A 22919-nucleotide genomic window follows, 5' to 3' on the forward strand; every position below is an offset into this window, starting at 1 on the left:
AAGCGCGGCTGATATCCGTGGGTCCACTGTCGTGAAGCTCTCTGCCAGCCCCGCAGATGGTGCCGTTACCCGAACGCACTCTCGAATGTCTCACCGGTCGGCTGGGACCTCGCACAGCTGAGTCTGGATCCCACGACGTCCAATCACCTTCGTTGCGCCAAGGCCGTCAGGCAATGACTCGATCTAGCTAGTGACACGTAGACATTCAGTTCGTCTCATCGCCCTGGGGCGTGACCGGGCGTCCCCCCGGCCGCACCGGGGTCAGAGTGGTTCGGCGGTGGAGGTGTAGGTGTGCCCGGTGGGGGTGGTGGTCTCGACGGTGTGTGTGGGGCCGGGGACGGTGCGCGCGGTCCAGCCATCGGCTTGTTTGGCGTGGTTGCAGAGCTCGCAGAGTCCCTGTCCGTTGTCCTCGGTGGTGGGGCCGCCGCGGGCTCGGGCCTCGACGTGGTCGGTGTGCCGGATCGGGGCGTCGCAGCCGGGGGTGCGGCAGACCTTGTCGCGGACCCGGATGAACTCCGCGAGCCGGCCCTGGAACAAGACGGCGGTGGAGTCCATGGCCACGAGCTTGCCGGTGGTGGGTTGTTCGTAGACCCGGCGCACCCACGCGGCGAGGCCGGTCTCGAGGTTGTCGGCGACCCAGCCGCGGATCAGCTCACCGGGCACGGGGCCGTAGCCGTCGACCCAGCCCGCGCCGTCCTCGTCGCCGAGGAGCACGCTGTCGCGGACGATCAGGTTGACCATCACCGGGACCGCGCTGGCCGTCCCGGCCGGGACGGCCGCGGCCACCGCCGGGGCGGTGGCGGCGGCCCAGCTGGTCTCCGCCTCCCGCCCGCCGGTGCCGGTGCCGGTGGTGGTCTCGGCGAGTCCGGGGTGGACCACGCGGTGGGTGAGGATGTCGGCCATCAGCTGGCCGATGCTGCGCGGGTCGCCGCCGGCCTTGGCTGCCCGGGCGGCCCGGGACAGGGTGGCGTGGACCGCGACCCCGGCCTTGAGCGGCAGCAGGGCGCTCAGGGTGGTCATCGTCTCGGGCGCGGGTCGCAGGGAGACGTGGCGGTCGGCCTCGGCGCGGCGGCGCCGCTTGACCACGGCGGCGGGGTCGAGCTGGGCGGCCGCCCGCTGGAGCCGGCCGACCAGCCGGCGCGGGGAGAGCCGCTCGACCACCGTGGGGTTGGCGCAGAGCTGCTCGTCGACCCTGGCCCGGTCCACTGCGGTCAGGCAGGCGGTCTCGCGGGCGATAAGGGTGGCCTTGTACCCGTCGAGGTGGCCGGCCCGGAACGCCGCCCGGGTGGAGGCCAGCTCGGTGCGCAGGGTCATCGCCAACCCGACCTGCCGCTGCCCGCGGGTCGGGGACTGCCGCATCGCCAGCGCCACCTGGCTGGCCACCCCCCGGTCCCGCCGCGCAGCGGGCACCCCACGTCCGGCCGCCGCGCGACGCTGGGAGATCACGAAGTCCGCCACGGTCTCGCACTGCGCGGCCTCGGTGGCACACCGCAGGGTCTCCAACGCCGCGAGCCGGTCGATCATCTCGGCGTCCTCCAGCCCCACCGTGTCCAAGGCGAGCCGGCGGGTGAAGGACTCGATCTCCGCCACCGACGGCGCAGACAGGGTTGAGGCGCCTGCCGTCGTCGCGGCGTCGCTCCCGAGATCCCGCACGCCCAGTACCTCCGAACATTTTGTCCTCTGTTGGTGAACAGTCTAGGACAGAGCGCCGACAGTCCGTTGGGACGATCCACAGGGGGGAAGACTCAGAACGGGTAGCTCGCCGGCTCCCCGCGCATGGTGATCCAGCGTGTCTCGGTGAAGGCCTCGATGTTGGCCGCCGCGCCACCGATCCGGCCGGTGCCCGAGGCGCCCACGCCGCCGAACGGCGCGTTCGCCTCGTCGTTCACGGTCTGGTCGTTGATGTGCACGATCCCCGTCGGGATCTGCTCGGCCAGGGCGAGGCCGCGCATCACGTCGCGGGTGACGATGCCGAGCGAGAGCCCGTAGTCGCTCTCCGCGGCCAGCCGCACGGCCTCGTCAACGCCCGAGACGCGGGTCACGGGGGCGACCGGCCCGAAGATCTCGGTCGTGAACGCCGGTGAGGTGAGGGGTACGTCGGCCAGCACCGTCGGCTGGTAGAAGAGCCGGTCGTACTCGCCGCCCGCGGTCAGCCGGGCGCCCTGGTCGACGCTGGAGGTGACCAGGCCGTGGATCTTGTCGCGGGCCGGCTCGTCGATGACCGGTCCGAGCGCGACCTGCTCCTTGGCGGGGTCGCCGACCGGCAGGTGGCCGGCCTTGACGGAGAGCTGGTCGACGAAGTCGTCGTAGATGCCGTCGGCGACGAAGTAGCGCCCGGTCGTCATGCAGATCTGGCCCTGGTGCAGGAAGGACGCCCAGCCGGTCAGCCCGACCGCCTTCTCTACGTCGGCGTCGTCGAGGACGAGCAGCGCGGAGTTGCCGCCGAGCTCGAGGTGGACCCGCTTGAGGTGCCGCCCGGCCAGCTCGCCGATCGACCTGCCCACCGCGGTCGACCCGGTGAAGGAGATGACGCGCACGTGCGGGTCGGTCACCATCGCCTCGCCGACGTCCTTGCCGCCGGGCAGCATCTGGAGCACGCCGGGAGGCAGCCCGGCCTCCTCGAAGATGCGAGCCATGATCGTGCCCCCGGTCACCGCGGTGCGCGGGTCCGGCTTCAGGATCACCGCGTTGCCCAGCGCCAGAGCCGGTGCCACGGACCGGATGCCCAGGATGATCGGCACGTTGAACGGCGAGATCACCGCAACCACGCCGGCCGGCACCTGGCGCGCCATCGAGAGCCGGGGCTCCTCGCTCGGCAACACCTGTCCGATCGGCTGGCCGGGCAGCGCCGCCGCCTGGTAGCACTCCTCGGCGGCCACGTGCATGGCGAAGTCGGCCAACGGAGAGATCGCGCCGACCTCGCGGACGTTCCAGTTGCGGATCTCGTCGGCGTGCTCGGCCCACAGGTCGCCGGCCTTGCGGAGCACCGCGGCGCGCACCGTGTGCGGCTGCGCAGCCCACTCCTTCTGTGCCTCGGCCGCCGCGGCCGCGGCCTCCGCGACGTCCTCGGCGTCCGCGTTGCCCATCGTCGCGAGCTCGTCGCCGGTCGCCGGCTCCACGACGGGGTAGGTCCCGCCGCGACCGTCGGCCCACTCGCCGCCCTTGTAGACCTTGCCCTCCCAGGCGACGTCCTCCAGCAGTGCCATGACTACTACCCCCACACTTCCTCGGCGGTCTCGACCACGAGCCGCAGCTTGGCCTTCTCCTGCTCCACGCTCAGCTCGTTGCCCTCAACTGTGGACGAGAACCCGCACTGCGGCGAGAGGCAGAGCTGCTCGAGGGGCACGTACTTCGACGCCTCGTCGATGCGCCGCTTCAGGTCGTCCTTGTCCTCGAGCTCGCCGGACTTGGTGGTGACCAGGCCGAGCACGACCGGCTTGCCCTCGGGTACGAAGCGGAGCGGCTCGAAGCTGCCGGAGCGCTCGTCGTCGTACTCGAGGAAGAAGCCGTCCACGTCGAGCTCGCTGAACAGCACCTCGGCGACGAAGTCGTACCCGCCCTCCGCCGCCCACGACGACCGGAAGTTGCCGCGGCACATGTGCGTCGTGACGCGCAGCGAGTCCGGCCGTCCGGCGATCGCGTCGTTGACGTTCTTGACGTACTGCTCGTGGAGGTGGTCCGGGTCGCCGCCCTGGGCTGCGACCATCGCCCGCTGTTCGGGGTCGTTGAGGTAGGCCAGGCTGGTGTCGTCGAGCTGGAGGTAGGTGCAGCCGAGCTCGGCCACGCGGCGCACCTGCTCGGCGTACGCCGCGGTCAGGTCGGTCCAGAACTCGTCGAGCTCGGGATAGACCGACGCGTCGATCGCGGCCCGCCCGCCGCGGTAGTGGACCATGTTCGGCGACGGGATGGTCAGCTTCGCGACCTGGTCATCGTCGACCTGGGACTTCAGGTAGGAGAACGCCTCACCGAAGATCGTGTGCCCCAGGCCGACCCGGTCGTGGACGCTGAGCGCGGCCGCCTCGAAGTCGAGGTCGCCGCTCCTGTTGTGGAAGTGCACCGCGAGCTTCTGGTCGGTCGGGTCCACGCCCGCGAGCTGGTAGATGAAGTCCATGTGCCACGACGTACGTCGGAACTCGCCGTCGGTCGCGGTGCGAAGCCCGGCCTCGCGCTGGAGCGCGACCACGTCGCGGATGGCGGCGTCCTCGACCGCGCGGAGCTCCGCGTCGTCGAGGTCGCCGGCCCGGTGCCGGGCGCGGGCGTCGAGGAGGCCCGGCGGGCGGAGGAGGCTCCCCACGTGGTCGGCACGGAACGGCGGGAGCGTCCTTGCTGCCATGGTGCGAACGTACGCCAACGCTCAACCGCGCCAAGCGGGTCGTTCTGCTCAGCGAAATCCACACGATCGTGGGTTGCGGAAGCGGGTCGTCCGGATCCGGCCGTAGCGTCGTAGCCATGGCAGAAGTACTCCTCTTCCACCACGTCCAGGGGCTGACGCCCGGCATCGTCGCGTTCGCGGACTCGTTGCGGGAGGCAGGGCACACCGTGCACACCCCGGACCTGTTCGACGGTCGCACCTTCGACTCGATCGAGGCCGGGCTGGCCTACGCACAGGGCGACGGCGCCCCGGACGTCGACAAGCTGGCCGACGAGATCGCGGCCGGGCTCCCCGAGTCCCTTGTCTACGCCGGCTTCTCGATGGGGGAGGCCCAGGCCCAGCGGCTGGCCCAGACCCGGCCGGGCGCGGCCGGGGCGCTGCTGTTCGAGTCGTGCATCCCGCTGACCGGCGACTGGGCGTTCGGTCCGTGGCCGGAGGGCGTCCCGGTCCAGATCCACGGGATGGACGCCGACCCGTTCTTCGCCGGCGAGGGCGACATCGACGCGGCCCGCGAGATCGTCGCGACCGTGCCGGACGCCGAGCTGTTCACCTACCCCGGCGACAAGCACCTGTTCGCCGACGGCTCGCTGGCGTCGTACGACCCGGACGCGACCGCCCTCCTCCAAAAGCGGGTGCTGGAGTTCCTCGGCCGTGTCTAGGGTCAGGAGCCATGTCGGTCCGACTCCTGGCTCTGTCCGTCGACGCGCACGACCCGGAGGCCCAGGCGGCGTTCTGGGGCGGGCTGCTCGGTCGACCGGTGCACGGCCCGGTCGTCCGCGGTGGTGACGAGCCGGCGTTCGAGCTGCGGTTCGTGCCCGGCGCGACCGACAAGAGCCGGCCGAACTGGATCCACTTCCACCTGACCAGCGCCCGCGACGAGGACCAGGAGCGGACGGTCGAGCGGGCGCTGGCCCTCGGCGCCACCCACCTCGACGTCGTACAGCTGCCCGACGAGGGCCACATCGTGCTCGCCGACCCCGAGGGCAACGAGCTCTGCGTCATCGAGGCCGGCAACCGGTTCCTCGCCGGAACCGGCTTCCTCGGCGAGCTCGCCTGCGACGGGACCCGCGAGGTCGGCCTGTTCTGGAGCGCTGCGCTCGACTGGCGGCTCAACTGGGACCAGGACGAGGAGACCTCCGTCCAGTCACCGCTCGGCGGCACCAAGATCTCGTGGGGCGGGCCGCCGGTCGCACCGAAGACCGGTCGCCGGATGAGGTTCGAGGTCGAGGCCACGCCGAGCGAGGTCGAGCGGCTGGTCGCCCTCGGTGCCGCGCGGGTCGCCGACGGCGTGCTCGCCGACCCCGATGGCAACGAGTTCGTCATTCGGAGCTGAGGGTTCCCACCCCTCAGGCCAGCGAGTCCAGCATCCGCTGGGCGACGTCGCGCACGGCCGAACGGAGCTCGGGGCCGCCGACGACCGTGTAAGGCGCGGGCAGCTCGGCGATCTCGGTCGCATACCAGTGCAGGTTCTCGGTGGTGCCGGTCAGCCGGCACCGGTCGGCGCCCACCGGCTCGAGCGAGCCCAGGCTGCGCCGGACACAGCGGCGCACCTCGTCGTGGGGTGCGTGGATCACGACGTCGACCTGGTAGGGCCAGCCCTGGGACATCTGCTCCTCGAGGGCCCGGAACGGGTCGAGGTCGTCCGGCGGCGTGAACGGGTCCGCCAGCACCTCGACCGAGGTGACCCGGTCGATGCGGTACATCCGCCGGGCGTCGGCGGCGTGCGACCAGCCCAGCACGTACCAGCGGCCGTGCCGGACCACGACCGCCCACGGGTCGACCTGCAGGGTGCGTTCGCGATGCGGCCCGAGCGCGTAGCCGATCCGGACCCGGCGCCGGTCGGCGCTGGCGCGCACGAGGGTCGCGGTGGTCTCGGGGTGCGGCGGGTCGGGATCGGTACGCCGGGCGCTCACGCCCCGAAGCGCCTCGAGCGGCCGCGCGACGTTCTCGGGCAGGACCCGGACCATCTTCCCGACCGCGGTCGCAACCGGGTCGTCGCCCTCGGTGCCGCCGTGCGCCTCGAGCACGGCCATGACCAGGCCGAGCGCCTCGGACGCGGTGAACATCAGCGGCGGCAGCCGCAGCCCGCGGCCGACCCGGTAGCCGCCGTAGGGACCACGGACCGACTCGATGGGGACGTCGGCCTCGCGCAGGATCGCGACGTACCTGCGGGCCGCGCGCTCGGAGACGCCGAGCCGGTCCCCCAGCCGTTCGGCGGTGATCCCGGGGTGGCCCTGGAGCAGCTCGAGAGCCATCAGGGCCCGGGAGGTCGGGCTGCTGTCGTCGTACACGCCCGGCACGGTAGCCCAGCTACCGGAAGTCAACCGTCCGGAACCGGCCCTACGGTCGGCGGCATGACCACGACTGCTGATGTCCCGGGCCCCGTCGAGCTGCCGGTGGCCGGCTCCGAGATCGACACGCTGCTGGGTGCGCTCGACCGCAACCGGCGGACCTTCGCCTGGAAGGTGTTCGGTCTCCCGGCGGAGGCGATGCGCCGCACCCTGGGTCCGTCGACGATGACCCTGGCCGGACTGGCCAAGCACGTGGCGCTGGTCGAGGACTACTACTTCTCCCTCGGGCTCGGCGAGGTGATGCCGCAGCCGTGGCGGGACGTGGACTTCGACGCCGATCCCGACTGGGAGTGGCACAGCGCTGCCGACGACTCCGCCGAGGAGCTCCAGGCGCTGTGGGAGGCGGCGGTCGGCCGCTCACGGGCGGCGACCGTGGCATTCCTCGTCGAGGGCTCGGCCGACTCGCCCGTGCGCTGGACCGAGTGGAACGAGCCGCCGAACCTGCGCCGGATGCTCGTTGACATGGTGGAGGAGTACGCGCGGCACACCGGCCACGCCGACCTGATCCGCGAGTCGATCGACGGACTGGTCGGCGAGGGGCTGCCCGACGAGGACGAGTCGTGATTCCGACACTGCGCCGCTGACGGCTGACTGCCTGGCAACCGGTCAGTCGTCCAGCGCGGCCAGGTCGCGCTCGGCGTACGAGCGGTGTTCCCACTCCTCGTTCAGCACGATCAGCAGGCACTCCCGGACCGGGAAGTCCTCCAGTTGCGGCCAGCCCGGCTCCGTCCGGGTGACCGTGTCGTCGAGCTGTTCCTGCGTGAGCCGCTCGACCACCTCGCGGACCATGGCCTGTCGTCCCGCGCGCAGCACGAGCACCTCGTCCAGGCTCGGTCGCGCGTCCCGGTCCCAGGGGATGCCTTCCCAGCCGGGGGCCTCGTCCCACGGCAGGTCGAGCGGGTGCCAGGGCGACGGGTCGCCGAGGACCATCCGACCCACCCACGCGTCGGTGGCGAAGCAGAGGTGGCGCAGGGTCTGGATGAACGACCACTCGTCCCCCACCGGCTCGTGCAGCCGGGCCTCCGTCATCGCACGGGCACGCTGCAGGGTCTCGGCCCAGCGCCGCTCGAGGATCTCCCAGGCCCGGCGGAACCCGTCCGGCGTCTCGGGCCGCATCGCAGTGCGCTCGGGGTCACGACGGTTCAGCTCGGCCTCGACGAGCGGAGCGATGTCGACTCCGTTGATCACCACGTTCTGCAGCTCGCCGTGGATCTCGAGGTTCCAGAGGTCGACGCCGCGGAGCCGGCAGTCAGCGATGCCACCACCGCGCAGGTCGGCGCCACGCACCACCACGTCGCGAAGCACCTCACCGCTCAGGTCGTGCTCACGCCGATCGGCCACGGCCAGACCCTAGAACGGCTTCCGGACGTTCGACGTCCGCAAACCCGGCGCGCACCAACGGCCGAATCTCTGCTCTTTGCGCAGAGGCACGGATTAAGGTTGCTTGCATGTCAGCTGTCCAACCGCTCCCGGTGGCCGTGTGCAGCCCGCACCCGGTCGTCCGGACCGGCCTCAAGGCTCTGCTCAGACGCCATCCCGAGCGGTTCCGGGTCGTCCCTGCACCTGACGGTCCCGACCGCGAGGATCCCGGCGTCGTCCTCTACGACGTCTACGCCCTCCGGAGCGGCGACGACGAGCTGGCCGACCTGCTCAGGCAGACCAGCGCCCGCGTCGTTGCCGTCGGACGGGAGCTCCGTCCTGACCTGACCAGCCGGGCACTCGCGGCTGGAGTGGACGGGTCGGTGGCGCTCGGGGCCGACGAGAAGGAGCTGGTCGAAGCAGTGCAGGCCGCGGCTGGTCCGAGAGCGGCCCGCGAGACGACGCGGGCCCCGGTGTCGGTCGCCAGGAGCGGACGGCTGGGTGAGAGGTTCGGCCTCTCGGCGCGCGAGTCCGACGTGCTCGCCCTCATCGTCCAGGGGCTGACCAACAAGCAGATCGCCGACCGGCTCTTCCTCAGCATCAACTCGGTCAAGACCTACGTCCGCAACGCCTACGGCAAGATCGGCGCGGCCAACCGGTCCCAGGCGGTGGGCTGGGCGATCCGGAACGGGTTCGCAGCCGCCGCCGACGACGCCTCCTAGGGGACTATCCGGCGGGCGGGGGCGGCGCGGTTGTCCAGTGACCGGCCGGTGTCATCCGACGCGGTTCAGAGACTGCCGCGGTGGCCCAGGGACTCGAGGACGGAGACCAGGAGCCGGTGCAGGGCGACTCCCCCGAGGATCGGCTCCTCGACGGTGAGCAGCTGGGGCGGGGCGAGCACGAAGCCCCGGTCCTGCCAGCCGCCCAGCCCGCCGTGGCAGCCGACGAGCGGCTCGAAGGCGGCCACCTCGTCGGTGCCGGGGTCGACCGCGCTGTTGACGTAGACCTCGGGGGCCTCGGGCAGCAGCGTGGCGTCGCGGAGCATGGCGGCCGCGTGCGCCCCGAAGCCCTGCAGCGGGTCGTCCCCGTCCACCTCCCCGGTCACCAGGTCCCGGGTGCCATCGGCCCCGATCGCCACGGGACCGGTCCGGGACAGCACCGACACGAACGCGACGCCCGGATGGGCTGCGAGGCCGGACAGGAGAAGTGGCCACCGCTCCTCCAGCTCCTCGCGGAGCATCCGCACCGGCCCGGGCACGAAGACCAGTCCGAGGTTGCCGCTGCCGAGCACCACGAACTCCGTGCCGGTCTCGGCCTCGGTCTCGAGGTGTGCCTCCACGCGGCCGGCCACCGAGCGGGCCAGCCGCTCCGTCGCCCCCTGCGTCGCGGCCAGGTCGTCGGCGAGGGTGCCGACCCTCCCCCACCCCTCGACCGACTGCTCGACGCCGGTGACCGACGCCTGGGCCAGCTCGGCGCAGATGCCGGCCAGGTCGACGCCGTACCGGCTCGCGAACGGCTCGCCCTGGGACTGGCCGTGGTCGGAGAGGACCACCACGTGGTAGTGGCGCGGCACCGATGTAGCCGCCATCGCGATCGTGCCCAGCACACGGTCGAGTGAGGTCAGCGTGGCCAGCGACTCCAGGCGGGTGGCGCCCGCGTGGTGCGCGACCTCGTCGTAGTCCACGTAGTCGACATAGATGCTCGGCGTCCCGCGCTGCATCTCCTCCACCACGAGGGCGGTGTTGAGGTCGCGGAGCAGGCCGTTGCTGACCGCCCGCATCGCGGCGAAGGTCCAGGACCGATGGATCCGCGGCCGGATGCCGAGCCGGTGCTGGCGGGCCCCCTGGAACCGCTCCCGGACGACCTCGCCGATGGTGCGGGCGAGGCTCCGGGCCAGGCCGTCGGGACGGACCAGGTAGCGGGCGACGGCTGCCCGGGTCGGCCGGGCTCCACGCGTGACCTCGACCCTGCTCATGGTGAGGGCCGCGCGGGGCGCGTCGCCGGTGAAGATGTTGGAGATCGACACTCCACCGTCCGCCAGCAGCCCCCGTCCGGTGCTGGCCCGCTTCTCGATGACCGCGGCGTCCGCCGGCCGATTGGCGACGAGGACCCGGCCGAGCTCGCGGTCGTACCAGCGGAAGGCTGGGACGCCGGCCGCGGTGCCGTGCAGGATCGCCTGCTGGCTCGCCGGGGTCGTGCACGGCATCTGCACGATCCACTCGTGCGCGGCATGCGTGCCCGCCTCCACCCACCCCCGCACGACGGGCATCAGCCCGGCCTGCAGCGCCCAGCTCAGGACGGGGTACGACACCCCGTCGAGCTGGACGAAGACGACCCCGGCCGGCTGCCCGGTTTCGGTCCCCGACCCGGACGTGGCACGGTGCAGCAGCGAGGCGGCGAACCCCTCGTCGGTCCCAGCGCTGAGCAGCCACGTGATCGCGGTGCCGACCATGGCGGCGAGCCAGGCCGCGGCGAAGACGGTCCAGAACGAGTCGAACCGCACCCCGGGGACGACCGAGAGCGCGGCCAGCATGATCAGCGCCTGCCCGAACAGCGCCGCCAGGGCCACGGCGAGCCAGCCGACCCGTGCGACGACCGCCACCAGCACCGGACGAACCACGAGGCCCAGCGCCCCGGTGAGGGCGGACCCCGCCAGGATCGGCCACCACGAGTCGAAGGAGAGACCCTTCAGGAGCCAGGCGGCCACAGCCAGGGCAAGCGCGCTGACCGCCCAGGCCGCGAGCAGCCGTGCCACGTCGGTGCCGCGGACCCCCCATCGCGGGGCACCTCTGATGGCGGTGGGGTCAGACACCAATGCGCGACCCGCCTCTCTGTCCGTCTCGTCTGTCCGTCCCTGGGGCGTGCCACCTGTTCCGGCGCCCCAGCCGACCGCCTCGGGGATGCCGGCTGCCTCCCCCGTGCCGGGTGAAGTCGCGACGACGCGACCACTGTGGCTGAGCCGGGTCACCCAACTCGGGTGACGCGGTGTGGCCACCCGCGCCGCAGCATGACCACGGCGTACCAGCGGAGAAAGGCGGTCGGGTGGCCACGGCGTCTCCGTCGCACGTCCAGGGGCCCTCGCCGGCCCGGCGAGTGCCGCGTGGCGTCGTGCTGCTCATGGGCCTGGCCGCGGCCGTCGTGGTCGTCGCCGGCATGAAGGCCGCCGAGTCCCTGGTCGGCCCGACGTTCCTCGCCCTGGTGGTGGTGATCACCGCGCATCCGCTGCGGGAGTGGCTCGCGCGCCGGCTTCCGTCGTGGGTGGCGACCACGCTCTGCCTGGTCGTGATCTACGCGCTGGCGATCCTGCTGGCCGTCACGCTCCTGGTGTCCGCGGCCAGGCTGGCGTCCCTGCTGCCCGACTACCAGGACGACCTGGACGACCTCGTCAGCAGTTTCACCGGAGGGCTGCACCGCCTCGGCATCTCGACTGCCCAGGTGGACAACCTGAAGGAGGGGTTCGACCTCTCCCGGCTGACCGGCGTGATCTCGTCCGCACTCAGTGACCTGCTGGGGGTCACCTCGGCGCTGGTCCTCGTCCTCGCGCTGGTGCTCTTCATGGCCATGGACAGCGCGATGTTCCCGCGCCACCTCGCGGCCGCGGCCGACCTCCGGCCGCACCTGGTGGAGGCGCTGACCGACTTCGCCCACGGCACCAGGCGCTATCTGGTCGTCTCGACGGTGTTCGGGTTGATCGTCGCCGTCCTCGACACCGTGGCGCTGGCGCTCCTGGACGTCCCCGCGCCACTTCTCTGGGGGCTGCTCGCCTTCCTCACCAACTACATCCCGAACATCGGGTTCGTGATCGGCCTGGTCCCACCGGCGCTGCTCGCACTGCTCGACGGCGGCTGGACGGACATGCTGGCCGTGGTCGCGGTCTATTGCATCCTCAACCTGGTCATCCAGTCGGGCATCCAGCCGCGCGTGGTCGGCGACTCGGTGGGCCTCTCGACGACGCTGACGTTCGTGTCCCTCGTGTTCTGGACCTGGGTGATCGGGCCGCTGGGGGCGATCCTCGCGATCCCGCTCTCCCTGCTGGTGCGCGCGGTCCTGCTGGACGCCGACCCCGCCAGCAGCTGGCTGCGCCCGCTCGTCACCAACCGGACCGACCCCTGAGGCGTGCCGGCCCGGGTCTCAGTCCTCCGGGATCGTCAGCACCTCGACCACATCGAGCCCAAGCGAGCTGAGCAGGTTGAGGACCCCCTGCAGCTCCTCCTGGTCGGAGATCTGGCCGGTCAGTGTCGTGGAGGCCCGGTGGTGGCGAGCCGTCAGGTGCGGGAACGCGCTCGTGAGCTCATCGGTCATCTCCGCGTCCACCCGGATCAGCATCCTGGCCACGTCACCCACCAGCTCACCTGCTCCTGGTTCCCGCTGCGCCACCTCACCCGGCCGCGCGCCCCGCCGACTCCACCCGACGCTAGGGCGTCCGCCGTGGGCGTGACCTCACCGGAATCGGGCGAGGCCCGCCACCGGCGTGGCCAACGGTCCGTTCACCACAAACGGGTGAGGCTCCCTCCCACCGGTGGGACGAGCGTGGGTGCTCCCGGTGACCGTGCGCTCGGCGCGGTCCGAAGCGAGTGCGGGGAGGCCTCGATGGCGCGCAGGACGAGCCTGACGGTGTGGCTCTACGACACCGCGATGGGCGCCGCGGCCGGCGAAGTCCGGCTCAAGGACCTCCAGCAGCAGAAGGCGGTCTCGGTGCTCGACGCCGTGACCATCACCTGGGTCCCCGGCGCCGACGAACCGCGGGTCGGCCACCTGCGGCACAGCACGGCGGGTGCGGCAGCGAAAGGGTCGGCGCTCGGCGCGCTGGTGGGCGCCCTGTTCCTGGCGCCGGTCGTCGGCGCCGCGGCGGGCGCCGGCATCGCCGGGCTCGCACAGAAGGTGCGCGGCAGCGGCATCGACGACGGCTTCCTCGAGGAGCTCAGGAGCAGCCTCTCGCCTGGAACCTCGGCCCTCCTCGTGCTCGCGGGCGACGCCGACCTCGACATCGTCCGCCCGTTCGTCGAGCGCGGCCTGGCCCGCGGCGACGTACGGCTCATGCACGCGTGGCTCTCCGATGATGCGCCGGAGGCGCTCCATGCCCTGGTCGAGGACGCGTCGCCGGGCGACGATCCGGCCTGAGGACCCCGCGCGGGCCACGTGAACACGGCCAGGTGGGTGGCGGCACCAGAGGGCCGCGGGCCTATGCTGGAGCGGGACGTGGACGGGGTCGCGTCCGTTCCACACCGACCTCCGGCGCGAAGCACCGGACCGACAGTTCGGCGTGGCCGAGGCCTGAGAGACCCGGGGGGACCTGGGCTCTGCTCCGTCGAGGCAGGAGACCCCATGGCTCGGGCTCACACCTCGCCCGGTGCAGCGCAGCCCGGACCTGACGAGGTCTCACGCGCGGAGCCGGCCGCCGACCCGCCGCACGGAGGCCCGCGCCTGCCCCGGGTCTATGTGCCTCGGAGCCGGCTCTGGGAGCGGCTGGACCACGCCACCGGGTCCGCCGTGACGCTGCTCGTGGCGCCGGTCGGCGCCGGCAAGACGCTCGGTGTCGGCGGCTGGCTGCACCACACGGCCGCGCCCCAGGCCGCCGGTGCGACGTGGATCCACGCAGACGCCACGTGGACGCCCGATCGCCTCGGTGCCGTCCTCGACGCGGCCGTCGCGACACCGGACGACGTTCAGACGGATCCGCGGCTGGTCGTGGTCGACGACGCACACGCGCTGCCCACCGCAACCGTGCGGTTGGTGGACGAGCGGCTCACCGAGGCGCCCGAGCGGCTGCGCGTGCTCCTCGTCAGCCGGTGGGACCTGCCGCTGACCCGGCTGCTGCCCGAGCTGCTCGGGAACCTCACCGTGCTCCGCGGTGACCTCCTGCGGATGGGCGACGCGGAGTGCGCCGCGCTGGTCTCCGAGCACGCCCAGACGACGGACCCCGAGGTGGTGCGGGCGGTGACCAACCACGCGCAGGGCTGGTGTGCGGTGGTGGTCCTCGCCGCTCGGGCGGTGGGAGCGGCGCCTGACCCGCTGGCGGCCGCGCAGCGGCTGGCCTCGGGGAACATCTCCATCGCGGACCGGGTGGCCAGCGAGGTCTTCACCGCGCTCACCCCACGACAGCGCCACCTGCTCCTGTGCGTGGCCGCCGAGGGCGTCGTGTCGGCGGGCTTCGCCGTCCATCTCGCCCATGACCCGCTGGCCGTGGACATCCTGGTGGACCTGGAGAACACCGGACTGCTGGTCAGCCGGGTCCCGTCGGACAGCTCGAGCGATGACCCCCTGTCGACCCGGTACCGCATCCACCCGCTGCTCGTCGAGGTGATCCGGCGCCGGCTCGTCGCCGGCGGCGTCGACGTCGCGCAGGCTCGGGCGAGCGTGGTCCGGGCGGTGCACCTGGACCTCGCGCGCGGCCTGGCCGAGGGCGCGTTCGAGCGGCTGGTCGGCGTCAACGCCCAGGAGGAGGCCGCGGACCTGCTCGCCCGCGAGGGAGTGCGGATGGCGCTCAGCCGCCGCAGCGCACCCGAGGTGCTGGACTTCGTACGCCGGCATCCCGACACCGTCGACGCACGCCCGGACACGTGGTTCGCCGTCGCCCTGGACCGGTGGGTGTGCGACGACCTGGAGCAGGCGCGGCACTGGATCGACAGGATCGTGGAGCACCGGCCGGGTGGCGACGAGGCCGGCCACCCCGACGAGGTGCTCGCGTGCGTCCGGCTGTGGAGGGCCCGGCTGGGTCTGGAGCCGGTGTACGCCGCAGTGGGCAACGCCAAGCGAGTGATGATCGCCTCGCGCACCAAGCCGTCCTCCGACGACGGGAGCGCCGCCGTGCTGCCGATCCTGGCCAGCGAGCTCGGCGTGGCCCAGAACTGGCTCGGCGAGCTGGCCGAGGCCGAGGCCAGTCTGTCCGTCGCCGTCGGGCTCGCGCGGGCACAGGGGCAGCCGGCCATGGTCGTCTCGGCTCTGTCACACCTCGCCTTCACCGAGCTGATGGCGGGCCGGGAGCGCACCTGTGCCGAGGTCGCCACCGAGGCCCTCGGCAGGCTCGAATCGGCGGACGCGTTCCGCGCGCGCAACTCGCCGTCCCGTGCCGCGCTGGCCCTTCTCCTCAGCGGGCTGGTCGACCTGCCGTGGCCGACCGAGCCGATCGAGCCGCTCGGTGCCGGGACCGGGACCACGGTCCACGGTGCCGACCTGTGCACCCGATTCTGGCTGCGCATGCGCGACGCCCGGCTGGCCCTGACCGCGGGGTCCGTCGCGCTCGCCGAGCGCGTGCTCGCCACACCGCTGGAGCATCCGCTACTGGCCGACGCGCACCTTCCCGACCACCTCCGCGCCGCACTGCTCCTCGAGCGCTCCTTCCTGGCCGCACTCTCGGCGGACCGGCACGCGCTCAGGGCCCTCGAGTCGGAGCTCGCCGCGCTGGGCGCCGCCGGTGAGACCGAGCTGGTGGGCGGGCTGCGCGCCGACCTCGCTGGGGACCGCCGGGCCGCGGCGGATGCCTTCGAGGCCGCTGCCGCGGACGCGACGTACTCCCAACCACCGAGCCGCGCGCTGGCGCTGGTCTGCCGGGCGCAGCTCCTCGACGCGCTCGGCCAGCAGGACGAGGCACTCGAGGTCATGGCGGAGGCCGCGACCGCCACCGAGGTACGCCGCAACGCGGTGCCCTTCCTGGGCTGGTGCCGCCAGGGGACGCCGGTCGCGTCCCTGCTGCAGCGCCTGGACGGGGTCTCCACCTCGCCGTGGGTCCACGAGCTGGCCGCCGCCACCGCCGACCGACCCGACATCACCAGCGTCTTCGCCCCGGTGACCGCGACCCCTCGCGAGCGCGAGGCGGTGCTCCCTGCGGTCGTCCGGCCGGTGCTCTCACCCCGCGAGCGCGAGGTGCTCGCCGAGCTGGCTCGCGGGTCGACCTACGCGGACATCGCGGCCTCACTCTTCGTCTCCGAGAACACGGTCAAGACCCACGTGTCGAGCCTCTACGGGAAGCTCGCCGTCTCCCGGCGCAGCGAGGCGCTCGCGGTCGCCCGGAGCCAGCACCTGCTCTGATGGGTGAGGATGACCGGCATGTCCTCCTCTTCTCCGCCGCCGGTCCCCGGTGCCGACCGGCTCGCCGACCACTGGGGCGTGATCCTCGCCTACGGGCTGGTCAGCATCGGCCTCGGGCTGGTGCTCGCGGTGTGGCCCGACGAGACGCTGGTCGTGTGTGCCGTCCTGATCGCGATCCAGATCCTGGTGTCCGGCGTGCTGCGGATCGTGGTGGCCGTCGGCGCCCGGGGCCTCGACGGCGGCGTCCGGGCGCTGCACGGGCTCATCGGCGGCCTGGCCATCATCGTCGGCCTGCTCTTCCTGCGCGACCCGGTGCAGACCCTGCTGGTCATCGGCATCCTGCTCGGGGTGTGGTGGGTCATCTCCGGGGTCATCGACGTCGTGGGAGCGCTGGTGTCGCCCGTCCACGAGCGCCGGGTGTGGGACCTCGTCACGGGCGCGATCAGCATCCTCGCCGGCGGCTTCCTGCTGGTGAACCCGAAGCTGTCGCTGGGGGTGCTGGTGGTCGTCATCTGCGTGTGGCTGTTCGCGATCGGCGGCATCGCGGTGGCCTCCGCGCTCGTGCTGCGCTCGGACCGGCACCGCCGATCCACGGGTGCCGCCGGCCCGACGACCGCACCTGCCGGGTGACGCTCACCCAGGACGGGTGAAGCAGCCACCCGTCCGAGGACCCGATCCTGTCCGGGACCCGACCGGAGGTGAGGAGTGCACACTTACCGCTGGGCCAGGCTGGTCGTCATCACTGTCCTGGTCCTCGCGTTCTACTTCCTGGCGCCGATCGAGTCCGAGCCCGAGGGCGGCATCGTCCTGCGGGCCGTCCTGGCGGTGCTCGTGTTCACGGGCCTGGCTGCCTCGCTGGTGATCCAGATCCGGCTCTCGCTGGCCGACGAGAGTCGCCGGCTCGACGGCCTCGTCACCGCCATCGTCTGCGTCTGGGTCGTCTTCGCCCTCTCGTTCTACGGGCTCGCCGACCACCAGCCCGGCCAGGTCTCGGGGTTGGACACCAAGGTCGACTCGCTCTACTTCACGGCCTCGACGATGCTGACCGTCGGCTACGGCGACGTGCACGCCACTGGCCAGTTCGCGCGAGTCCTGGTCCTGCTGCAGATGCTGTTCGACGTGGTCTTCGTGGCCGCCGCCGCCGGAACGGTGAGCGCACACCTGCGACGCCAGGCCAGCCAGGCTCAGGAACGCAAGACGCAGCGGAACCCGAGGTGAGAGGTGGTGTCGCGGACGCCGTGGCCCTGACGGGCCGCCGGGCGGTACCGCCGGCAGTACTGCGGGGAGCAGAGGTGCGAGCCGCCCTTGGTCACCATCCGGTCCTGCTCGGCGAGGAGAGGGCGCACCGGCCCACCGCAGCAGGTGGGCACCGGCAGCGCCGTCGCGGCCGCCACTTCGGCACCCGCGGAGAGGTGGGTCGGTGTCCACCGCGTCCGGGTCCACTCCCAGACGTTGCCCACCATGTCGAAGAGCCCGTAGCCGTTGGCGGGGTAGGCCGCCACCGGTGAGGTGCGGTGGTGCCCTCTCGCGTCGTCCGAGCGCCACGGGAAGTCGCCCTGCCAGATGTTGGCGAGCACCGCTCCGTCGGGGTGGAGCTCATCACCCCACGCGTAGTCGGCGCCGCCCGCCAGACCTCCACGGGCGGCGTGCTCGAACTCTGCCTCGCTCGGCAGCTGGAGACCGGCCCATGCGGCGTACGCCGCCGCGTCCTCCCATCCGATGTGCACCACCGGGTGCTCGGCCACGTCCCGCCAGTCGGACCCCGGGCCCTCGGGGGCCCGCCACGACGCGCCCGGGCACCAGCGCCACCACTGCGTCCAGTCGTCGAAGGACACCGGGCCGTCGGTCTGGGTGAACACCTGCGACCCCGGCACCAGGAGCTCGGGGTCGGCGCCGGGGAAGTCCGCCGGGTCCGGGGCGCGCTCCGCGACGGTCACGTGGCCGGTCCGCTCGACGAACCCCGCGAACTCGGCGTTGGTGACCGGGTGAGTCATCCAGACGACGTCAGCCACCACGACGTCGACCTCGGGGGTCTCCTCGGAGTAGAAGTGCCTGCTTCCCATGCGCGTCGCAGCACCGGGCACCGGCACCATCGGCCGGTCGTGGCGTGCAACTCGTCCGTCCGTCCCGCGTCACTCCCTCGCCATGGCCGCGGCGGCCTCGCGCTCGAGGTCGATGTAGCTCTCGCCGCTGACGTCGACGGCCACGCCGAGGATGGTGCCGCCGGTGAAGGTGAACGGCGCGTCGTAGTGCCGGCTCACCCGGTCCCCGCTGTCGAAGCCCACACACAGGCCGTCGCCGCAGAGCGTGAACTTCCCGATCTGCGCGCGCATCGGTCCCTCCGCGACCACCGTCTCGTCGACGCTGAGCCGAGTTGTGCCCACTGACTCGCCGTGCTCGCCGGCGCCCTCTCGGACGAACTCCATGCCGAGGACGTGGTTGCCCGGCTCGAGCTCGCCGGAGACGAACGCCTGCTCGGGTGGTATGCCGAGGAAGTTGTAGACGTAGTGCAGCTTGCGGTCCTTGAGGAACATCGCGTGGCCGCCGAACCGCGACCCGTGGGCGAAGATCACGCCCTCGGACCCGGCGGTGACCTCGACGTCGGCGACGATCTTGAACGACCGGCCCCGCACGTTGACCGCCACGGCCTCGGGCACCGGCGCGGTGTGCGGGTAGTAGACGTAGCGGTCCCGCGCCGGCTCGGCCTGCGGGCGCTCGACGGTGATCAGCTCCATCGCGGTCCGGTCGTCCAGCGGGAGCACGAGGTTGCGCTCGGCCTCCTCGAACCACGTGCCGATGAGCTCCTGCAGCTTCTCCGGGTGCTCGGCCGCCAGGTCGTGGCACTCGGAACGGTCCTCGTCGACGTGGTAGAGCTCCCACCGGTCCTCGTCGAACCGCCCGAGGCCGCTGATCGGCGCGTGGATGGCCGCAGCCTTCCAGCCGTCCTGCCAGATGCCGCGCGTCCCCAGCATCGCGTAGTACTGCCGCTCCTTCGTGGTCGGCGCCGCACCGTCGTCGAAGCTGTAGCGCATCGACGTGCCGTTCAACGGGTGCTGCTCGACCCCTCGGTAGGTGGTCGGCATCTCCACACCGACAACGTCGAGGATCGTCGGCACGATGTCGGTGGCGTGGTGGTACTGGTGCCGCATCTCGCCGCGGGCCCGGATGCCGGCCGGCCAGTGGACGACCATCGGGTCGCACGTGCCACCGGCGAACTGCGAGTAGCGCTTGAACATCTGGAACGGCGTACTGAAGGCCACCGCCCAGCCGGTCGGGTAGTGGTTGTAGGTGTCCGGGCTGCCGAGGTCATCGATGCGGCTGAGGTTCTCGGCGAGGTCGTCGGGGTAGCCGTTGAAGAACTTGTTCTCGTTGACCGAGCCGTGCGGCGTCCCCTCCCCCGACGCGCCGTTGTCCGCGCAGTAGAAGATCAGGGTGTTGTCCAGCTGACCGGTGCGCTCGAGATGGTCGATGATCCGGCCGGTCTGCACGTCGGTGTACTCCGAGAAGCCGGCGAACACCTCGGCCATCCGCGAGAAGAGCCGTTTCTCGTCCGCGTCGAGGCTGTCCCACGGGCGCACGGCGTCAGCGGGGTTCGCGACGTCGTCGGGCATCGGGTTGATCGGCGTCAGCTGGGTGCCCTCGGGCATGACCCCCTTCTCCACCATCCGCGCCAGCACCCATTCGCGGTAGGCCTCGTAGCCGTCGTCGAACATGCCGCGGTACTTCTCGGCGTACTCCGGCGGGCTGTGGTGCGGCGCGTGGTTGGCGCCGGGGCAGTACCACATGAACCACGGCTTGGAGCGGTTGGCGGACTGCTGGTCGCGCAGCATCCGGATCGCCTGGTCGGCGAGGTCCTTGGAGAGGTGGTAGCCCTCCTCCGGGCGCGCGGGCTGCTCGATGTACCGGTTGTCCTCGACGAGGTCGGGGTACCAGTTGTTGGTCTCGCCGCCGAGGAAGCCGTAGAAGCGGTCGAAGCCCTTGGCCAGGGGCCACTCCGAGCGGCTGCCACCGCTGGCGAGGTCCTCCTCGGGAACGTTGTGGTTCTTGCCGACCCAGAAGGTGCTGTAGCCGTTGTCCTGCAGGACCTGCCCGATGGTCGCGCACTCCGCGGGCAGCCGACCCGCCGCGCCCGGGAAGCCGTCGGTCCCCTCCATGATGCAGGCGCAGCGGTTCACATGGTGGTTGCGACCGGTCAGGAACACCGAGCGGGTCGGCGAGCACAGCGCGGTCGTGTGCCACTGGGTGTAGGTGAGCCCGTTGTCCGCGAGCCGCTGGAGGGTCGGCATCTCGATCCGCCCACCGTACGGCGACCAGGCGGCGAGCCCGGTGTCGTCGTAGAGGATCACCAGGATGTTGGGCGCACCCTCCGGCGCCCGGGTCAGCTCGTAGGGACCCCAGTCGGGGACCGAGTCCCGGACGTCGAGCTGGATCACTCCCTTGAACTCATCGGTCATGGTCTCGTCCTTGCGCTCGCGGAGCCCCAGCCGCGACCACGACTGCGGTGCCCCGACCCTGCGCGGGCGCGGTGCACCGCCGGCACACCCGATTCGGGTGACCGGCCGGCACGAGGCGGTTGCTCCAGGTGTGCCTCAGGTGTGCCTCAGCTCGCGAGGGCCTTCGCCTTCAGGGTCTCGAACTCCGCCTGGGTGATGGAGCCCGCATCCAGCAGGGCCTTGGCCTGGCTGATCTGGTCCGCGGCCGAGGCGCCGCCGCCGCCTCCCGCGACCGAGCGGATGTACTCGTCCTGGGCGGCGCGTGACTCGGCGAACTGCGCGGCCTGCCGCGACGCCATGTCGTTGCCGCGCGTGATCAGGTAGACGATCGCGGTGATGAAGGGGAAGAACAGGAGGCAGAAGATCCAGAGGGCTTTCATGCCCCCTGACGTGCCCTTGTCGCGGAACAGGTCGGCGATGATGTTGAACATCACCATCAGGTAGGCCACGAAGGCGAAGCTGACGATGATGAACCAGATGATGTCCCAGAAACTCATGCGCACACGGTCGTTGGCCCGGGTCCCCCGCTCCTCACCCGCAACGGGTGAACGCCGGGCTCACGGCGCAGCGGCCCGGTCGAGGATCCCGGCGAGCGCGGGGCGCAGCTGGGCCGTGGCCCCCTCGTCGGTCGAGCGCCAGGCCACCACGCCGTCGGGCCGGACCAGCGCTGCCCCGTGCAGCGTGCCGGGGTCGTCGAGCTGCTGGACGGCCACCGGCACGCCCACCAGCCGCTGGGCCTCATCGGCAGCCTCGGTCCAGCCGTCGACGTCCTCGGTGACCATCAGCGCGAAGCCGTGGCCCGCCACGTCCACCGTCGACCGCCCGTCGACCCACCGGTGCGGCGCGCGGGTGCCGGGCAGCCAGCTCTGCGAGCGCGGGTCGTCCAGCGGCTGGTCCGGAGCGTCCCCGCCGACCACCGCGCTCGAGCGGTAGGTCGCCCCGAGCTCGATCGACGCGTCGTCGAGCGGTGGCTGCAGGTCCTCGCGAGGCAGCGACGGGTCGACCCGCAGCACGTAGCGGGTGTAGGCCTGCTCCACGGTGAGCGCGGAGATGGGGCGGCGCTCCTCGGAGTACGACGCGAGCAGGCCCGGGCCCGCGAGTCCCTTGCTGACCAGGGCCAGCTTCCACGCGAGGTTGTGCGCGTCGGCCACCCCGGTGTTGCCGCCGAACCCGCCGGTGGGAGGCATGACGTGCGCGGAGTCGCCGGCGAGGAAGACCCGGCCGCGGGAGAAGGTCTCCGCGGTGGCCGCGCTCGCACTCCACTCCTGGACGTTCTCGATCTCGATGGGGAGCTGCTCGGGCGCGCCGAGGGCGGTGCGCACCATCGCCACGCACCGCTCGGTCGAGACGTCGTCGCCGACCCGGGTGTTGCGCTCGCCGTCCGGACCGATGGTGGAGAAGACCGCGAGGAACCCGGAGTCGCCGGTGATCGAGAACCGGAAGAACCCGAGCAGCGTGGGGTGGTTGACGTAGACCACGCTCAGGTTCCGGTCCCCCAGGAGCCCGGTCACGTCCGCCTTGAAGTAGATCGTCACGCAGTCCGCGAAGCTCCCCCGGCCGGTCATGGCGACCCCGAGCCGCTCGCGGACGCCGCTGTGTGCGCCGTCGGCGGCGACGAGGTAGTCGGAGGTGATCACCTCGTCCGGCCCACCGTCGCGGGGGCGGATCACCGAGCGGACCTGGTCGTCTCCCTCCCCGAACGAGACCAGCGTCGTGGCGTACCGGTGCTCGGCGCCGAGCTCGGCAGCACGGTCGCGGAGCACGGGCTCGAGACCGACCTGGGTGATGAAGAGGCGGTCGGTGGGGCTGAGCTCCTCCACGCCCTCGTTGTAGGAGTGGAAGAAGTACTGGATCTCCTTGCCGCCGAGGCTCTCCACGGCCATGATCGCGCCGTTCTGCACGAACTCCGCGGCCGCCGCCTCCTCGACGGCGCCCTGCAGGCCGATCGAGCGGAACACCTCCATGGTGCGCTGGTGGAACGACGCGGCGCGCGGGTGGATGGCGGTGCCGTGGTGGCTCTCGACCAGCACATGCGGCACGCCCTGGTCGGCGAGCAGCGCCGAGGTGGTCAGCCCGACCAGGCTGCCCCCGACGACGAGCACGGGGACATGACGCTCAGCCATCCCTTGTCGCCACCTGGATCACAGCCTCTCGCACGCTATCGGACAACTGTCCGACTGGCGGTCACCCGCCACTGTGCTCCACGAGCGGCACCGCGTCAACGACCTCCCCTCCCCTGATCCGTTCCGCCGTCGGTCTCGGACTTCGCGGGAGAAACGCCACGGACGATCCGCTCGAGCGTCCGCAACGCCGCCA

General features: G+C 72.0%; 20 protein-coding genes. 9 read left to right on the plus strand and 11 right to left on the minus strand.

All coding sequences use genetic code 11. From position 1 onward, the window contains the following. Nucleotides 1-261 precede the first annotated feature (261 nt). The 3 genes from VFV89_RS08890 to VFV89_RS08900 all read right to left on the minus strand — a co-directional run bounded on the left by VFV89_RS08890 (nucleotide 262) and on the right by VFV89_RS08900 (nucleotide 4333). The gene (locus VFV89_RS08890) at nucleotides 262-1653 is read right to left on the minus strand and encodes an HNH endonuclease (RefSeq protein WP_329705570.1); all 1392 of its coding nucleotides are present in this window, start codon (nucleotides 1651-1653) and stop codon (nucleotides 262-264) included. 92 nt (nucleotides 1654-1745) lie between these two features. Beyond that, nucleotides 1746-3206: an aldehyde dehydrogenase family protein gene (locus tag VFV89_RS08895; RefSeq protein WP_329705571.1), complete on the minus strand. Its 1461-nt coding sequence runs from the start codon at nucleotides 3204-3206 to the stop codon at nucleotides 1746-1748. A gap of 5 nt (nucleotides 3207-3211) precedes the next feature. Continuing rightward, nucleotides 3212-4333, minus strand: a complete 1122-nt coding sequence (locus VFV89_RS08900; protein ID WP_329705572.1) for a 5-methyltetrahydropteroyltriglutamate--homocysteine S-methyltransferase — start codon at nucleotides 4331-4333, stop codon at nucleotides 3212-3214. Nucleotides 4334-4449: 116 nt separating this feature from the next. Between VFV89_RS08900 and VFV89_RS08905 the strand changes: the two genes are divergently transcribed. Further along, nucleotides 4450-5031 carry a dienelactone hydrolase family protein gene (locus VFV89_RS08905; RefSeq protein WP_329705573.1) on the plus strand — a complete coding sequence of 194 codons (582 nt, stop codon included), beginning with the start codon at nucleotides 4450-4452 and terminating at the stop codon, nucleotides 5029-5031. An 11-nt stretch (nucleotides 5032-5042) separates the two neighbouring features. Continuing rightward, nucleotides 5043-5705 carry a VOC family protein gene (locus VFV89_RS08910; protein WP_329705574.1) on the plus strand — a complete coding sequence of 221 codons (663 nt, stop codon included), beginning with the start codon at nucleotides 5043-5045 and terminating at the stop codon, nucleotides 5703-5705. Nucleotides 5706-5718: 13 nt separating this feature from the next. On the opposite strand, the gene VFV89_RS08915 is transcribed toward VFV89_RS08910, so the two are convergent. Further along, nucleotides 5719-6663, minus strand: coding sequence for a YafY family protein (locus VFV89_RS08915; RefSeq protein ID WP_329705575.1), 945 nt, complete (start codon nucleotides 6661-6663; stop codon nucleotides 5719-5721). A gap of 63 nt (nucleotides 6664-6726) precedes the next feature. Here VFV89_RS08915 and VFV89_RS08920 point away from each other — a divergent pair, with 63 nt between their 5' ends. After that, entirely contained in the window at nucleotides 6727-7287 is a 561-nt protein-coding gene (locus VFV89_RS08920) for a DinB family protein (RefSeq protein ID WP_329705576.1), read from the plus strand. A 42-nt stretch (nucleotides 7288-7329) separates the two neighbouring features. On the opposite strand, the gene VFV89_RS08925 is transcribed toward VFV89_RS08920, so the two are convergent. After that, complete coding sequence (locus tag VFV89_RS08925) at nucleotides 7330-8064, minus strand: DinB family protein (RefSeq protein ID WP_329705577.1); 735 nt, start codon at nucleotides 8062-8064, stop codon at nucleotides 7330-7332. Between the two features lie 107 nt (nucleotides 8065-8171). Between VFV89_RS08925 and VFV89_RS08930 the strand changes: the two genes are divergently transcribed. Then, a complete protein-coding gene (locus tag VFV89_RS08930) occupies nucleotides 8172-8804 on the plus strand; it encodes a response regulator transcription factor (protein ID WP_329705578.1) in 633 nt (210 codons plus the stop codon). A 65-nt stretch (nucleotides 8805-8869) separates the two neighbouring features. Here the strand turns inward: VFV89_RS08930 and VFV89_RS08935 are convergent, their stop codons facing one another. After that, nucleotides 8870-10837, minus strand: coding sequence for a phage holin family protein (locus VFV89_RS08935; protein ID WP_329705579.1), 1968 nt, complete (start codon nucleotides 10835-10837; stop codon nucleotides 8870-8872). 287 nt (nucleotides 10838-11124) lie between these two features. On the opposite strand from VFV89_RS08935, the gene VFV89_RS08940 reads away from it, so the two are divergent. Then, nucleotides 11125-12195: an AI-2E family transporter gene (locus tag VFV89_RS08940; protein ID WP_329705580.1), complete on the plus strand. Its 1071-nt coding sequence runs from the start codon at nucleotides 11125-11127 to the stop codon at nucleotides 12193-12195. Between the two features lie 18 nt (nucleotides 12196-12213). On the opposite strand, the gene VFV89_RS08945 is transcribed toward VFV89_RS08940, so the two are convergent. Beyond that, nucleotides 12214-12426 carry a hypothetical protein gene (locus VFV89_RS08945; RefSeq protein WP_329705581.1) on the minus strand — a complete coding sequence of 71 codons (213 nt, stop codon included), beginning with the start codon at nucleotides 12424-12426 and terminating at the stop codon, nucleotides 12214-12216. Nucleotides 12427-12672: 246 nt separating this feature from the next. On the opposite strand from VFV89_RS08945, the gene VFV89_RS08950 reads away from it, so the two are divergent. From VFV89_RS08950 to VFV89_RS08965, 4 genes are all read left to right on the plus strand, one after another. Beyond that, nucleotides 12673-13203 carry a DUF1269 domain-containing protein gene (locus VFV89_RS08950; protein ID WP_329705582.1) on the plus strand — a complete coding sequence of 177 codons (531 nt, stop codon included), beginning with the start codon at nucleotides 12673-12675 and terminating at the stop codon, nucleotides 13201-13203. A gap of 204 nt (nucleotides 13204-13407) precedes the next feature. Continuing rightward, nucleotides 13408-16110, plus strand: coding sequence for a LuxR C-terminal-related transcriptional regulator (locus tag VFV89_RS08955; protein ID WP_329705583.1), 2703 nt, complete (start codon nucleotides 13408-13410; stop codon nucleotides 16108-16110). An 18-nt stretch (nucleotides 16111-16128) separates the two neighbouring features. Next, nucleotides 16129-16740, plus strand: coding sequence for an HdeD family acid-resistance protein (locus VFV89_RS08960; RefSeq protein ID WP_329705584.1), 612 nt, complete (start codon nucleotides 16129-16131; stop codon nucleotides 16738-16740). A 75-nt stretch (nucleotides 16741-16815) separates the two neighbouring features. After that, nucleotides 16816-17328, plus strand: coding sequence for a potassium channel family protein (locus tag VFV89_RS08965; protein ID WP_329705585.1), 513 nt, complete (start codon nucleotides 16816-16818; stop codon nucleotides 17326-17328). On the opposite strand, the gene VFV89_RS08970 is transcribed toward VFV89_RS08965, so the two are convergent. The 4 genes from VFV89_RS08970 to VFV89_RS08985 form a co-directional block, all read right to left on the minus strand. Beyond that, nucleotides 17295-18173, minus strand: coding sequence for an SUMF1/EgtB/PvdO family nonheme iron enzyme (locus tag VFV89_RS08970; RefSeq protein WP_329705586.1), 879 nt, complete (start codon nucleotides 18171-18173; stop codon nucleotides 17295-17297). The genes VFV89_RS08965 and VFV89_RS08970 overlap by 34 nt on opposite strands. A gap of 69 nt (nucleotides 18174-18242) precedes the next feature. Then, the gene (locus tag VFV89_RS08975; RefSeq protein ID WP_329705587.1) at nucleotides 18243-20564 is read right to left on the minus strand and encodes an arylsulfatase; all 2322 of its coding nucleotides are present in this window, start codon (nucleotides 20562-20564) and stop codon (nucleotides 18243-18245) included. A gap of 146 nt (nucleotides 20565-20710) precedes the next feature. Beyond that, on the minus strand, nucleotides 20711-21100 hold the full coding sequence (locus VFV89_RS08980; RefSeq protein ID WP_329705588.1) for an SHOCT domain-containing protein: 390 nt from the start codon (nucleotides 21098-21100) through the stop codon (nucleotides 20711-20713). A gap of 60 nt (nucleotides 21101-21160) precedes the next feature. After that, entirely contained in the window at nucleotides 21161-22726 is a 1566-nt protein-coding gene (locus tag VFV89_RS08985) for an FAD-dependent monooxygenase (protein WP_329705589.1), read from the minus strand. Nucleotides 22727-22919 lie beyond the last annotated feature (193 nt).

This window comes from Nocardioides sp. (assembly GCF_036274455.1).
Lineage (GTDB): Bacteria > Actinomycetota > Actinomycetes > Propionibacteriales > Nocardioidaceae > Nocardioides.

Bases quoted from the DNA above. Each gene is read 5' to 3' on its own strand.
- VFV89_RS08970 (WP_329705586.1), bottom strand. From the start codon at position 18,173: ATGGGAAGCAGGCACTTCTACTCCGAGGAGACCCCCGAGGTCGACGTC.
- VFV89_RS08900 (WP_329705572.1), bottom strand. From the start codon at position 4,333: ATGGCAGCAAGGACGCTCCCGCCGTTCCGTGCCGACCACGTGGGGAGC.
- VFV89_RS08955 (WP_329705583.1), top strand. From the start codon at position 13,408: ATGGCTCGGGCTCACACCTCGCCCGGTGCAGCGCAGCCCGGACCTGAC.
- VFV89_RS08910 (WP_329705574.1), top strand. From the start codon at position 5,043: ATGTCGGTCCGACTCCTGGCTCTGTCCGTCGACGCGCACGACCCGGAG.
- VFV89_RS08985 (WP_329705589.1), bottom strand. From the start codon at position 22,726: ATGGCTGAGCGTCATGTCCCCGTGCTCGTCGTCGGGGGCAGCCTGGTC.
- VFV89_RS08980 (WP_329705588.1), bottom strand. From the start codon at position 21,100: ATGAGTTTCTGGGACATCATCTGGTTCATCATCGTCAGCTTCGCCTTC.
- VFV89_RS08950 (WP_329705582.1), top strand. From the start codon at position 12,673: ATGGCGCGCAGGACGAGCCTGACGGTGTGGCTCTACGACACCGCGATG.
- VFV89_RS08895 (WP_329705571.1), bottom strand. From the start codon at position 3,206: ATGGCACTGCTGGAGGACGTCGCCTGGGAGGGCAAGGTCTACAAGGGC.
- VFV89_RS08905 (WP_329705573.1), top strand. From the start codon at position 4,450: ATGGCAGAAGTACTCCTCTTCCACCACGTCCAGGGGCTGACGCCCGGC.
- VFV89_RS08960 (WP_329705584.1), top strand. From the start codon at position 16,129: ATGTCCTCCTCTTCTCCGCCGCCGGTCCCCGGTGCCGACCGGCTCGCC.
- VFV89_RS08975 (WP_329705587.1), bottom strand. From the start codon at position 20,564: ATGACCGATGAGTTCAAGGGAGTGATCCAGCTCGACGTCCGGGACTCG.
- VFV89_RS08930 (WP_329705578.1), top strand. From the start codon at position 8,172: ATGTCAGCTGTCCAACCGCTCCCGGTGGCCGTGTGCAGCCCGCACCCG.
- VFV89_RS08920 (WP_329705576.1), top strand. From the start codon at position 6,727: ATGACCACGACTGCTGATGTCCCGGGCCCCGTCGAGCTGCCGGTGGCC.